The sequence below is a fragment of the Pseudomonas sp. genome (assembly GCF_049645325.1).
Lineage (GTDB): Bacteria > Pseudomonadota > Gammaproteobacteria > Pseudomonadales > Pseudomonadaceae > Aquipseudomonas.
On the sequence record NZ_JBARTQ010000626.1, the window covers coordinates 1 to 11,846 of the forward strand.

An 11,846-nucleotide genomic window follows, 5' to 3' on the forward strand; every position below is an offset into this window, starting at 1 on the left:
GGGTACATCACCCAGATCGGCGTTTGCCGGGGAAATAGCGCCAAATCCCCGGGGTTGTGGCAAACTTCGCGGTTATAAATGCCGGGATCGTCGGGATGGCCTGTTGCAGCCACGGCGCGATGGAATAAAGCGTTGCCAGTTTGATGCTCGCTGGACGGCATCGAACGACTTACAGTTTGGTACGACGGTACCAATATCTTCTGCCTGACAGATTTAGAGGAACGACCGTGCATAACGTCGTCATCAGCGGCACTGGCCTGTACACCCCGGCCAACAGCATCTCCAACGAAGAGCTGGTGCAGTCTTTCAATGCTTACGTGCAACAGTTCAACGCCGACAACGCCGCCGCCATCGAGCGCGGTGACGTGCAGGCGCTGACCGAGTCCAGCGCCGCCTTCATCGAGAAGGCGTCGGGCATCAAGAGCCGCTTTGTGATGGACAAAGACGGCATTCTTGACCCGCAACGCATGGCCCCGCGCCTGCCCGAGCGCAGCAATGACGAATGGTCGGTACTCTGCCAGATGGCCGTCGGCGCCGCCGAACAGGCCCTTCAGCGCGCCGGCAAGACCGCCGCCGACATCGACGGTGTGATCGTCGCCTGTTCCAACCTGCAGCGCGCCTACCCGGCCATCGCCATTGAAGTCCAGGAAGCGTTGGGCATTGAAGGCTTCGGTTTCGACATGAACGTGGCCTGTTCCTCGGCGACCTTCGGCATTCAGAACGCCGCCAACAGCATCCAGCTGGGCCAGGCCCGTGCGATCCTGATGGTTAACCCGGAAGTCTGCACCGGCCACCTGAATTTCCGTGACCGCGACAGCCACTTCATCTTCGGTGACGCGGCCACGGCGGTGATCCTGGAGCGTGCCGACCTGGCGACTTCCGAGCACCAGTTCGACGTGGTGAGCACCAAGCTGCTGACCAAGTTCTCCAACAACATCCGCAACAACTTTGGCTTCCTCAACCGCACGGCGGAAGAGGGCGTCGGCGCGCCGGACAAGCTGTTCGTGCAGGAAGGTCGCAAAGTCTTCCGTGATGTCTGCCCGATGGTCGCCGAGTTGATTGGTGTGCACCTGGAAGAAAACCAGTTGAACGTCACCGATGTGAAGCGTTTCTGGCTGCACCAGGCCAACCTGAGCATGAACCACCTGATCGTGAAAAAACTGCTGGGTCGCGAAGCCTCGGTAGAAGAAGCGCCGGTGATTCTCGACACCTACGCCAACACCAGTTCGGCGGGTTCTGTGATTGCGTTTCACACCTATCAAGACGATTTGCCCAAGGGTTCTATTGCCGTACTCAGCTCGTTTGGCGCCGGTTACTCGATTGGCAGCGTGATCCTGCGTAAACGCTGATCGGCGGTTGGGCACGGTCAGGCTTTGGGCGCAGGCTTGCCTGCGATAGCATCATCTCGGCATGACTGCCATGCTGCAGTGCCTGCATCGCGGGCAAGCCCGGCTTCCACAGGAATCGGGTTGCTCCACCCAGCGGGTTTTTACTTTGAAATCGAGGTCTTGAATGGCAGCAGCGGACGACGCGCACCTGCTTGAACGTCTGCTCAAGGGCGAGCAGCGGGCCTACAAGGAATTGGTCACCACCTACCAGAGCGCGATGCGTGCGGTGGCGTATGCGATTGTCGGCCAGCGCCACGCCGATGAAGTGGTGCAGGACGCCTGGCTGTCGGTGGTGCGCAACCTGGCCAAGTTCGAAGGGCGTTCCAGCCTTAAGACCTGGCTGTTGACCATCACCGCGAACTCCGCCAAGGGCCGCTATAAACAGAATCGCAGGGAAGTATTGCTCGACGATTTGCCCTCGCCCCACGGCACCATCGGTGATGATCGCTTTGTCCCCGACGATGGCCACTGGGCCGTCGCCCCGTATGCCTGGCACCAGGACACCCCGGAAGCGTTGCTGACCGAGGAGGAATTGCGCAAGTGCCTGGAGCATACGTTGCTGAGTTTGTCGGAGCTGCAAAGCAGCGTGCTGGTGCTGCGTGAACGCCAGGGCCTGGAGTTGGAAGAGATTTGTAATCTTCTGACGCTCTCGCTCTCCAATGTCCGTGTGCTGTTGCATCGAGCACGGCTTAAAGTCTTCGCCACGGTGGAGCATTTTGAGGAAACGGGCGAATGTTGACCTGTAAAGAACAAGTGGCACGTTCCAGTGACTATCTCGATGGGCAATTGACCTTTCGCGAGCGTCTGCTGGTGCGTCATCACTTGATGTTTTGCCCTAACTGCCGGCGTTTTATCCGCCAGATGCGCCTGATGCAGGCGACGCTGAAAATCATGCCGGATGAGCCGGTCAAGGATGCTGATGCATTGGCCGAGCGGCTGGTGGCCGAGCGGCTGAAGGATCAGTAAAGGCGGGGACGAGGCAGCTTGCGTGGGTGGGGCGAACGGATGATGGGGATCGCCCCACCCACGCTGAGCTGTTACAACCACCTCGGGCCGTCCTGGCCCAAGGCTTTTAACACTTATCGTCAGAACTTGGCTTCAGCATCCAGCTGCAGGGTGTTGGTGTTGGCATCGCGCTGGGTGCGGCTGGCGTAGTCAGCCTTGGTCAGGAAGTACGTGGCGCCGAGGGCGAAGTTCTTGTCGATGTCGTAGCTGACCTTCATTTTGTGACCGCGCGAACCGGTGGTGCCGTTGGCGAAGTCCGAGTCGGTGAAGGCGCCAACCACGGCGTTACGCTGGGTATCGCGGTAGTTGTAGTCCAGGTTGAAACCGAAGACCTTGGACTTGGCACCCAACAACCAGGCGGTGTCCTGATCGGTGGACGCGTCGTTGTTTTTCACGTACTGGCCGTAGAACGCCAATGGCACGGCCAGGCCGCCGATGTCGGCCTGCGCAAAACCTTCGTACAGGCGGAATTGCTCGTTCGGCGAGTTGCCGTTGACCGCCAGTGCGCACGGCGTCGAGGTCGTGGTGCAGGTGCTGTCCTTGTCGTTCTGGTAAGCGTAGATGCTGCCGCCCAAGGTCATTTTCAGGTTGTCGGTGACCGAGAAACGCGTCCCCAGCTGGCCGGACGTCAGGCGCAGGTCGTGACGAAATTGCACGCCGTCGCCATCGACGTTGTCCTTGAGGTTGTAGTTGCCGATGCTGCCGAACAGCTCGGCGCTGCTGCCCAATGGGTACTTGTAGGTCAGGGCCAGGCCTTCCGGGTTGATGTCGCTATCCCAGATCACATCGCCCATGTTCACCCACGGCTGCAGCATCTTGCCGCCGATCACGTGCAGGTTCTTGATCTGGTCCGGGTGGTAGTCGATGTAGCCGAGGTCCAGCCAGATCGACTTCTTGTCGAAGTAGTTGTCCTGGTCCTGGTTGGTGGAGCGCGCGTCGTCGTTGCTGCCGGTGGCGATACGGATGCCGGTGTCGACCTGCGAGTTGATCTCGGTGTAGGCGCCCAGGCGCGCTCGGATGCGCTGGCGATCCTTGTCGCGGCCGCCGTTGTTGGATTCGCCCTGGATCTTCACGGTTTCCTGACGGAAGCGTACGTCACCCTTGAACTGGGTCTTGGCGGCCCACGCCAGTTTCTGGTCGAACACGCTCAGGTCGTTGGTTTTTTTCGCGGTGGCCGCGATCTGCTCGTTGCTCTCTTGTTGAGCTTGCTGCGCGATCTGCTTTTCCTTCTGATCCTTGGCCAATTCCGTTTGCAGTTCGGTGTACTGCGCCGCGGTGATCTGGCCATTGGCCTTGAGCATGTCGAGCAATTTAGCGTCGACTGCAGCGCTGGCCGGAACGCTCAGGGCCAGCAACAGGCCGCCACACAGGGCCGCCGCAGTTTTGGTGGAAGCAAGACGCATATCAATCTCCGAAAGTGAGGAGGGATGGCAAACCATCCAGGACACAACCGACCGATGACGGACGGAAAGATAGCCACCTGCTAGAACCAGGTGCTCTAAAAACAGGCGTTAGTATCGCGATCGTTTATGACGTGACAGTGGCTAAGTGATGTCATGTAGATGACAAATTATTTAATAAGGAACTAACTGGCACGGTTTTTGTCGTCCCATTTGCAGGTGTGCGAAACCCGGCGATAAGCGATACTCGCCAGGCTTTCACGCCCCGACGTAATGAGGATGCCGATGCCGTTGCAACGCCTGAACAGCCTGTCCGAAATCGCCCCCGAGGTCTGGGACGCTCTGGTGCCGCAGGCCCAGCCGTTTGTGCGGCATGCGTTCCTGAGCGCGCTGGAAGACAGTGCCAGCGTGGGCCCGCAGTCGGGCTGGCAGCCTGAGCATTTGCTGCATTGGGAGGGCGAGCGCCTGGTGGCGGCACTGCCCAGCTATCGCAAATGGCATTCCTACGGCGAGTACGTGTTTGATCACGGTTGGGCGGACGCCTGCCAGCGTGCCGGCATCGATTACTACCCCAAGTTGCTGACGGCGGTGCCCTTTAGCCCGGTCAGTGGCCCGCGTTTGCTGGCGGCGAATGCGCAGGATGGTTTTGAACTGCTGAACAGCCTGCCGGGTTATCTGGAAATCGAAGGGCTTTCCAGTGCCCATATCAATTTCACCGACCCTTTGGCCGACGAAGCGCTGGCGCAGCAGCCGGGCTGGTTGCAGCGCCTGGGTTGTCAGTTTCATTGGCAGAACCGTGGCTACCGTGACTTCCAGGACTTTCTCGACGCCTTGAGTTCGCGCAAGCGCAAGCAGATGCGCAAAGAGCGCGAACAAGTGGCGGGGCAGGGCATCGACTTCGAGTGGCTGCAAGGTCACGAATTGAGCGAGGCACAGTGGGATTTCGTCTACGCCTGCTACGCCAACACCTACGCGGTGCGCCGCCAGTCGCCGTACCTGACCCGCGCGTTTTTCAGCCTGCTGGCCGAACGCATGCCCGAGATGATCCGCGTGGTACTTGCCAAACAAGGCACGCGCCCGGTGGCCATGGCCTTCAGCCTGATCGGTGGCGACAGTTTCTACGGCCGTTACTGGGGCTGCCTGGCCGAGTTCGACCGCCTGCATTTCGAAACCTGCTTCTACCAGGGCATGGACTACGCCATTGCCCACGGCCTGCAACGTTTCGACGCCGGCGCACAGGGAGAGCACAAGTTAATTCGCGGGTTCGAGCCGGTGATCACCCGGTCATGGCACTACCTGCGCCATCCGGGTTTGAAGAACGCCGTGGAGGATTTTCTTGAGCGTGAGCGTGTGGGGATTGTGGCGTATGCCGAAGAGGCGAGGGCGGCGCTGCCTTATCGGCAGTCGTCAGGGGAGCAGTGAACACTGTGGTGAGCGGGCTTGCCCCGCGCTGGGCTACGCAGTAGCCCCAAACCTTACGCCGCGAAATAATTGCAAGAATGCAGCGCCCTTACTAGGGCCGCTTCGCAGCCCAGCGCGGGGCAAGCCCGCTCACCACAAAGGGGGGCGGTTTGCCGGAGGCATCAATCGATGCCGACGAACCCACCGGTCTGGTGCTGCCACAACCTGGCATACAGCCCGCCGTGGGCCAGCAACTCGGCATGGCTGCCGGTCTCGGCGATCTGGCCTTTCTCCAGCACTACCAACCGGTCCATCCGTGCAATGGTCGACAGCCGGTGCGCAATCGCAATCACTGTCTTGCCTTGCATCAGGGTTTCCAGGCTTTCCTGGATCGCTGCTTCCACTTCCGAGTCCAGTGCCGAGGTCGCTTCGTCCATGATCAGGATCGGCGCGTCCTTGAGCAGCACGCGCGCAATGGCGATGCGCTGGCGTTGCCCGCCAGACAGTTTCACCCCGCGCTCACCCACATGCGCATCCAGCCCGGTGCGCCCTTCGGCGTCCGACAACAATGGAATGAACTCGTCGGCGCGGGCCTTGTGAATGGCGGCAGTGAGCTCTGCATCAGTGGCATCCGGCTTGCCATACAGCAAGTTGTCACGGATCGAGCGGTGCAGCAGCGAGGTGTCTTGGGTGATCATGCCGATCTGTTCGCGCAGGGTTTCCTGGGCTACGTCGGCGATGTTCTGGCCGTCGATCAGGATGCGCCCGCCTTGCAGGTCGTACAGGCGCAGCAGCAGGTTGACCAGGGTCGATTTGCCCGCGCCGGACGGGCCGATCAGGCCGATCTTTTCACCGGCCTTGATCTCAAGGTTCAGGCCGCTGATGATCCCGCTCTTCTTGCCGTAGTGGAAATCCACCTGCTCAAAGCGCACTTCGCCATGGGGAACGTTCAAGCGCGGGGCGTTTTCGCGGTCGGTGACTGCCAGCGGCATGGCGATGGTTTTGAGGCCGTCCTGGACCATGCCGATGTTTTCGAAAATACCGTTGACCACCCACATGATCCAGCCGGACATGTTGACGATACGAATCACCAGCCCCGTGGCCAGGGCAATCGCGCCCACGGAAATCAGCGACTGCGTCCACAGCCACAAGGCCAGGCCGGTGGTGGTGACAATCAGCAGGCCGTTCAGGATGGCGATGGCCACGTCCATGCTGGTGAGCACGCGGGCGGCCAGCTGGGTTTTTTCGGTCTGCTCGATAATCGCTTCCTTGGCGTATTCCTGTTCACTCTGGGTATGAGCGAACAGCTTCAAGGTCGTGATGTTGGTGTAGCCGTCGACGATGCGGCCCATCAACTTGGAGCGCGCTTCGGAGGAGATCACCGAGCGCTCTTTGACCCGAGGCACGAAGTAACGCAAGGCCAGGCTGTATAAGATGATCCAGGTGATGAGCGGGATCATCAGGCGCCAGTCGGCCTCGGCAAACAACACCAGGGCGCTGATGGCGTAGATCGATACGTGCCAGATGGCTTCCGCCGTGGCCACAGCCGAGTCACGCAGGGAGTTGCCGGTCTGCATGATGCGCTGGGCAATGCGCCCGGCGAAATCGTTCTGGAAGAAGTTCAGGCTCTGCTTGAGCACGTAGCTGTGGTTCTGCCAGCGGATCAGGCTGGTCATGCCGGGGTTGATGGTCTGGTGCACCAGCAAATCATGCAGGCCGTTGAAGATCGGGCGCAGCAGCAGGGCGACCACGGCCATCCAGATCAGCTCGGCGCTGTGTATCTGGAAGAAGTTGGCAGGCGGCGTGCCCTGCGCCAGGTCAATGATGCGGCTCAGGTAGCTGAACAGCGCCACTTCAATCAGCGCACCGACCAGGCCGACCACCAGCAAGGCGGCAAAGCTTGGCCACACCTGGCGCAGGAAGTAGAGGTAAAACGGCAGGACTTTATCGGGCGGGGCGGCGCTGGGGGCGTCGCGGAAGATATCGATCAGTTGTTCAAAACGACGATAGAGCATTAGGGTTGACGCCCGCCTGGCGGGCTCTCCTTTCAAATGCGCACGGTGCCTTGTGGGCCCCGTGCGGTGCTGCCTGAAGAACGCCCTGCAGACTTCAGTCGATGCGCTTGGCCGACTTGATCAGGACAGGATCGATAGGCACGTTTTGCATGCCCTGTTTGGTGGTGGTCTGCGAGTTGACGATGACATCGACCACGTCCATGCCTTTGACAACCTTGGCGAACACCGCATAACCGGCGTCACGGCCCGGGTCGAGGAAGGCGTTGTCGGCCACGTTGATGAAGAACTGGCTGGTGGCCGAGTTCGGGTCATTGGTGCGCGCCATGGACAGGGTGCCACGTACGTTATGCAGGCCGTTGCTGGCTTCGTTCTTGATCGGTGCTTCGGTTGGCTTCTGCGACATCTGCTGAGTGAAACCGCCGCCTTGGACCATGAAGCCTGGGATCACACGGTGGAAAATCGTGTTGGTGTAGAAACCCTTGTCGACGTAGGCCAGGAAGTTCTTGGTACTGATCGGCGCCTTGACCGGGTCGAGTTCGATTTCGATGTCGCCATTGGTGGTGGTGATCAGTACGTGCTGGGCCTTGGCGGGCTCGGCGGCCATCAGGTTGGCTGCGAACAATACGGAACCGGCGAAGAAGGCGATTTTTTTCAGCATGGGTCAGTGATCCTGGGTAGTGGTTTCGACTGTCTTTAGAAAATCGAGCAAGGTGGCGTTAAAGACTTCGGGTTGATCCAAGGGCGTGGCATGGCGGGAATCTTCGATCACCACCAGCCGCGCATCGGGCAGCAGTTTTACATAGTTTTCTTTCTGCGCCACGGGGGTGTAGTCGTGGTCGGCGCTGATGACCAGCGTAGGACAGGTAATTCTGGAAAGTTGTTCCTGCACGCCCCAGCCCACAATCGCGTCGAAGCTGGCGAGATAAGCACGTTTGTCGTTTTTTGCCCAGCGTTCGGCCATCTTGCGGCGCAGGTCGGCTTGGTGTGGTTTGGGGAACAGCCGGTCGCCCAGCGCTTTGCCGATGGTGGCCAGGCTGAGTAATCGCGCCAGGCTCCAGCGCTTGGCCCACTGCCAATAATCGTCGGCCGTGCGCACCTTGACCTGCGGTGCGCTGTTGACGATGCACAGGCTCTTGACCCGGGCGGGTTCGTCCACGGCCAACTGGAAGGCGATCATGCCGCCCATGGACAAACCCACCACGTGGGCGGGTGGTAAGTTCAGGTGTTCGATCAGCGCGACCAGGTCGAAGGTGAAACCCTGGATGCTGTAGCGCTCGCGGGGTTTGTCGGAGCGCCCATGGCCGCGCACGTCCACCACGATCAGGCGGTAATGCCGGGCCAGCACCGGAACCTGCAATTCCCAATCCTGGCTGCTGGAGCCCAGGCCATGGATCAGGATCAGCGGGGCGCCATGGCCGTATTCCTCATAGTGCAGGCTGCAGCCTTCATGGTCGAACCAGGCCATGCGTGAACTCCGTTTCAGGCTTGCTCGGGGGCGGCAAAAGGCGCGTCCAAAGGAGCGGTGTCAAAGGTGCGCAACAGGTCGATCAGAATCTGCGTGGCCGGCCCCAAGGGTTTTTCCTTGTTCGAATACAGGTAGAACGTCGGGTTGCGGCTGCCGCCCTTTTCCAAGGGTAGCTGCTTGAGCAGGCCTTCGCGCAGTTCACGTTCGATCATGTGCCGGGGCAACCAGGCAAAGCCCAGGCCGCTGCTGACGAACGTCGCGGCGGTGGGCAGGCTGCCGACCGTCCAGCGCTGTTCGGCGCCGAGCCAGCCCACGTCGCGCGGTTGCTGGCGGCCGGAATCGCGGATCACCACCTGCATCTGGCTCTCCAGGTCCTGGAAGCTCAACTCGCGGTTCAGGCGATGCAAGGAGTGGTCGGGATGGGCCACAGCGATGAATTCCACATCGCTCATTTCCGTGCCCAGGTAACCCGGAATAATGAAACCGCTGATGGCCAGGTCGGCCATGCCATCCATCAACAATTCTTCGACGCCTGACAACACTTCTTCGCGCAGGCGCACGCGGCAACCACGGCTTTGCGGCATAAAGGCGGTGAGGGCGCGCACCAGGCGCGCATTCGGGTAAGCGGCATCCACCACCAGGCGCACTTCGGCCTCCCAGCCCTGTTCCATATGGTGCGCGAGGTCTTCCAGTTGGCTGGCGTTTTTCACCAGCTGCCGGGAGCGGCGCAGCAACACTTCACCGGCGTCGGTGAGCACGGCCTTGCGCCCGTCGATGCGCAACAGCGGCACGCCGAGCTGGTCTTGCATGCGCGCCACGGTGTAGCTCACCGAGGACTGTGAGCGATGCAGCGCTTCGGCCGCTTGGGCGAAGCCACCATGGTCGACCACGGCTTGCAGGGTGCGCCATTGATCGAGGGTAACGCGGGGCGCTTTCAAGTTGAGCTCCTCTTGTCCTAAGCTGGCGGTCCTTATTGGAGACTGCCGAATGAGAAAATTCTGTTGTGTGTTGCTGACGCTGCTGCCATTGACGGCGTTTGCCTATACCACTGATGTTTCCAAAGATATTCAGGGGGTGAAGATTGACTACAGCGCGTCTGACATCGACAGCAATATCAGTTCGATTCGGTTGACCAACTACGGCGCCAACGACGCGGTGTGCAAACTGGTCTTCACCAATGGCCCGGAAGCACCGCGTGCTCGCAAGGTCACGGTTGAATCGGGCAAAACTACCAACACCACCGTCAATTTCAGCCGTAGCATTATCAAAATGCGCATCAAGCTGACGTGCGCCCCGAAATAAAGCAATCGCGGAGGATGCCTACAGCAACACTCCGCTTATAAACAAATTTCTAGATGGTTTATAGCAGTTATTTGCGCTTTTTAATCGAATGAGCCCCGTTTAATCTTTTCTCCATCGCCTTACAGCACTTACAGATGGAGCCTACACAGCCATGTCCAACGTTCTGATCATCGAAAGCAGCGCTCGCCAGCAGGATTCGGTCTCCCGTCAGCTGACCCAGCAGTTCATCAGCCAGTGGCAGGTTGCGCACCCGGCGGACCAGATCACCGTGCGTGACGTGGCGCTCAGCCCGGTGCCTCACCTGGACGCCAACCTGCTCGGCGGCTGGATGAAACCTGCCGAACAGCGCAGCAGCCTCGAACAGGCTTCCCTGGACCGCTCCAACGAACTGACCGACGAATTGCTCGCCGCCGACGTATTGGTGATGGCTGCGCCGATGTACAACTTCGCCATCCCCAGCACCCTCAAAGCCTGGCTGGACCATGTGCTGCGTGCGGGAGTGACTTTCAAGTACACCGCCACCGGCCCTCAGGGTTTGCTGACCGGCAAGCGCGCCATTGTGTTGACCGCTCGCGGTGGCATCCACACCGGCGCCGCCTCCGATCACCAGGAACCGTACCTGCGCCAGGTCATGGCGTTTATCGGGATTCATGACGTCACGTTTATTCACGCCGAGGGCGTGAACCTGAGCGGTGACTTTCAGGAGAAGGGCATCAACCACGCTAAAGCGCTGCTGGCTCAGGTCGCGTGATCGTTTAATCGTCACATAATCGCGTGGTGTTTATATCGACCCACGCAAACCCTTCAAGTACGCGTATCGAACCTCCCTTTGCACTTTTTGCTCCTGAGTGCTCCTACCCGACTGCCGCTATAGCGAGGTCGGGTTTTTTTTGCCCCGAGTTTCGTCAACTCCCGAAAACCCTTAAAGTCGCGCCCATTCGAAATGAGGCGCGCATGGGCTATCTACTGGTTGTCACCCTGATTCAGGCATTTTCCTTCAGCTTGATCGGCGAATACCTCGCCGGTCACGTCGACAGCTACTTCGCGGTGCTGGTGCGCGTCGTGCTGGCCGGGCTGGTGTTTATCCCGCTGACCCGCTGGCGCGCGGTAGAACCCAGGTTCATGCGCGGCATGCTGGTGATTGGCGCGCTGCAATTTGGCGTGACGTACGTGTGCCTGTACTTGAGTTTTCGGGTGCTCACGGTGCCGGAAGTGTTGCTGTTCACCATCCTCACGCCGCTGCACGTGACCCTGATCGAAGACGCCCTCAACCGCCGTTTCAACCCCTGGGCGCTGATCGCCGCGCTGGTGGCGGTGTGCGGTGCGGCGGTGATTCGCTTCGACCAGATCACGCCGAACTTCCTCGGCGGCTTTTTGCTGCTGCAACTGGCCAACTTCACCTACGCCGCCGGGCAGGTGATGTACAAGCATCTGGTGGCGCGTTACCCGAGCGACTTGCCGCATTACCGGCGCTTTGGCTATTTCTACCTGGGCGCATTGCTCGTGGTGTTGCCGGCGTTCCTGCTGTTCGGCAAGGCCAACTACCTACCCGAAGCGCCGCTGCAATGGGGCGTGCTGGTGTTCCTCGGGTTGGTCAGCACGGCGCTGGGCATGTACTGGTGGAACAAGGGTGCCTGCCTGGTGAACGGCGGCACCTTGGCGGTCATGAACAACCTGCATGTGCCGGTGGGGCTGTTGCTGAATCTGCTGATCTGGAACCAGCACGAGCCGCTGGGCCGCTTGGCGTTGGGTGGGCTGGTGATCCTGGGCGCGGTGTGGATCAGCCGGTTGGGTGTGCGCAAGGCGCCGATCCCCCACTGATTCGCCCTGTGGGGGCTGGCTTGTGTGGGAGCGGGCTTGCTCGCGAAGG

13 protein-coding genes are annotated in these 11,846 nt (G+C 60.3%); 7 read left to right on the plus strand and 6 right to left on the minus strand.

The features are described from left to right. On the minus strand, positions 1 to 233 hold a 233-nt coding region (locus tag WBB95_RS26635), incomplete at its 3' end, for a hypothetical protein (protein ID WP_424490290.1). Here WBB95_RS26635 and WBB95_RS26640 point away from each other — a divergent pair. From WBB95_RS26640 to WBB95_RS26650, 3 genes are all read left to right on the plus strand, one after another. After that, positions 228 to 1,349 carry a beta-ketoacyl-ACP synthase III gene (locus WBB95_RS26640; protein ID WP_424490291.1) on the plus strand — a complete coding sequence of 374 codons (1,122 nt, stop codon included), beginning with the start codon at positions 228 to 230 and terminating at the stop codon, positions 1,347 to 1,349. The genes WBB95_RS26635 and WBB95_RS26640 overlap by 6 nt on opposite strands. A 163-nt stretch (positions 1,350 to 1,512) precedes the next feature. After that, positions 1,513 to 2,127 (plus strand): RNA polymerase sigma factor, encoded by a 615-nt coding sequence (locus WBB95_RS26645; RefSeq protein ID WP_424490292.1) that lies wholly within the window; start codon positions 1,513 to 1,515, stop codon positions 2,125 to 2,127. Continuing rightward, positions 2,121 to 2,354, plus strand: a complete 234-nt coding sequence (locus WBB95_RS26650) for an anti-sigma factor family protein (protein WP_424490293.1) — start codon at positions 2,121 to 2,123, stop codon at positions 2,352 to 2,354. The genes WBB95_RS26645 and WBB95_RS26650 overlap by 7 nt, the downstream gene beginning before the upstream one ends. A gap of 119 nt (positions 2,355 to 2,473) precedes the next feature. Here WBB95_RS26650 and WBB95_RS26655 read toward each other — a convergent pair whose 3' ends face one another. After that, positions 2,474 to 3,796, minus strand: coding sequence for a putative porin (locus WBB95_RS26655; protein ID WP_424490294.1), 1,323 nt, complete (start codon positions 3,794 to 3,796; stop codon positions 2,474 to 2,476). A 282-nt stretch (positions 3,797 to 4,078) separates the two neighbouring features. On the opposite strand from WBB95_RS26655, the gene WBB95_RS26660 reads away from it, so the two are divergent. Next, positions 4,079 to 5,215, plus strand: coding sequence for a GNAT family N-acetyltransferase (locus WBB95_RS26660; protein ID WP_424490295.1), 1,137 nt, complete (start codon positions 4,079 to 4,081; stop codon positions 5,213 to 5,215). A gap of 161 nt (positions 5,216 to 5,376) precedes the next feature. Here WBB95_RS26660 and WBB95_RS26665 read toward each other — a convergent pair whose 3' ends face one another. The 4 genes from WBB95_RS26665 to WBB95_RS26680 form a co-directional block, all read right to left on the minus strand. Further along, positions 5,377 to 7,209, minus strand: a complete 1,833-nt coding sequence (locus WBB95_RS26665) for an ABC transporter ATP-binding protein (protein WP_424490296.1) — start codon at positions 7,207 to 7,209, stop codon at positions 5,377 to 5,379. A 94-nt stretch (positions 7,210 to 7,303) separates the two neighbouring features. After that, positions 7,304 to 7,867, minus strand: a complete 564-nt coding sequence (locus tag WBB95_RS26670) for a peptidylprolyl isomerase (protein WP_424490297.1) — start codon at positions 7,865 to 7,867, stop codon at positions 7,304 to 7,306. A 3-nt stretch (positions 7,868 to 7,870) separates the two neighbouring features. Then, positions 7,871 to 8,674: an alpha/beta fold hydrolase gene (locus WBB95_RS26675; RefSeq protein ID WP_424490298.1), complete on the minus strand. Its 804-nt coding sequence runs from the start codon at positions 8,672 to 8,674 to the stop codon at positions 7,871 to 7,873. A gap of 14 nt (positions 8,675 to 8,688) precedes the next feature. Next, positions 8,689 to 9,612, minus strand: a complete 924-nt coding sequence (locus WBB95_RS26680) for a LysR family transcriptional regulator (protein ID WP_424490299.1) — start codon at positions 9,610 to 9,612, stop codon at positions 8,689 to 8,691. 49 nt (positions 9,613 to 9,661) lie between these two features. On the opposite strand from WBB95_RS26680, the gene WBB95_RS26685 reads away from it, so the two are divergent. The 3 genes from WBB95_RS26685 (at position 9,662) to WBB95_RS26695 (ending at position 11,797) form a co-directional block, all read left to right on the plus strand. Next, the gene (locus tag WBB95_RS26685; protein ID WP_424490300.1) at positions 9,662 to 9,976 is read left to right on the plus strand and encodes a 3-phosphoglycerate kinase; all 315 of its coding nucleotides are present in this window, start codon (positions 9,662 to 9,664) and stop codon (positions 9,974 to 9,976) included. A 151-nt stretch (positions 9,977 to 10,127) separates the two neighbouring features. Beyond that, positions 10,128 to 10,727 carry an FMN-dependent NADH-azoreductase gene (locus WBB95_RS26690; RefSeq protein WP_424490301.1) on the plus strand — a complete coding sequence of 200 codons (600 nt, stop codon included), beginning with the start codon at positions 10,128 to 10,130 and terminating at the stop codon, positions 10,725 to 10,727. Between the two features lie 203 nt (positions 10,728 to 10,930). Next, positions 10,931 to 11,797 (plus strand): carboxylate/amino acid/amine transporter, encoded by an 867-nt coding sequence (locus tag WBB95_RS26695; protein ID WP_424490302.1) that lies wholly within the window; start codon positions 10,931 to 10,933, stop codon positions 11,795 to 11,797. The last annotated feature ends 49 nt before the right edge of the window (positions 11,798 to 11,846 follow it).

Coding starts and splice junctions, on each gene's coding strand:
- WBB95_RS26645 (WP_424490292.1), top strand. CDS start 1,513: ATGGCAGCAGCGGACGACGCGCACCTGCTTGAACGTCTGCTCAAGGGC.
- WBB95_RS26650 (WP_424490293.1), top strand. CDS start 2,121: ATGTTGACCTGTAAAGAACAAGTGGCACGTTCCAGTGACTATCTCGAT.
- WBB95_RS26655 (WP_424490294.1), bottom strand. CDS start 3,796: ATGCGTCTTGCTTCCACCAAAACTGCGGCGGCCCTGTGTGGCGGCCTG.
- WBB95_RS26660 (WP_424490295.1), top strand. CDS start 4,079: ATGCCGTTGCAACGCCTGAACAGCCTGTCCGAAATCGCCCCCGAGGTC.
- WBB95_RS26665 (WP_424490296.1), bottom strand. CDS start 7,209: ATGCTCTATCGTCGTTTTGAACAACTGATCGATATCTTCCGCGACGCC.
- WBB95_RS26670 (WP_424490297.1), bottom strand. CDS start 7,867: ATGCTGAAAAAAATCGCCTTCTTCGCCGGTTCCGTATTGTTCGCAGCC.
- WBB95_RS26675 (WP_424490298.1), bottom strand. CDS start 8,674: ATGGCCTGGTTCGACCATGAAGGCTGCAGCCTGCACTATGAGGAATAC.
- WBB95_RS26685 (WP_424490300.1), top strand. CDS start 9,662: ATGAGAAAATTCTGTTGTGTGTTGCTGACGCTGCTGCCATTGACGGCG.
- WBB95_RS26690 (WP_424490301.1), top strand. CDS start 10,128: ATGTCCAACGTTCTGATCATCGAAAGCAGCGCTCGCCAGCAGGATTCG.
- WBB95_RS26695 (WP_424490302.1), top strand. CDS start 10,931: ATGGGCTATCTACTGGTTGTCACCCTGATTCAGGCATTTTCCTTCAGC.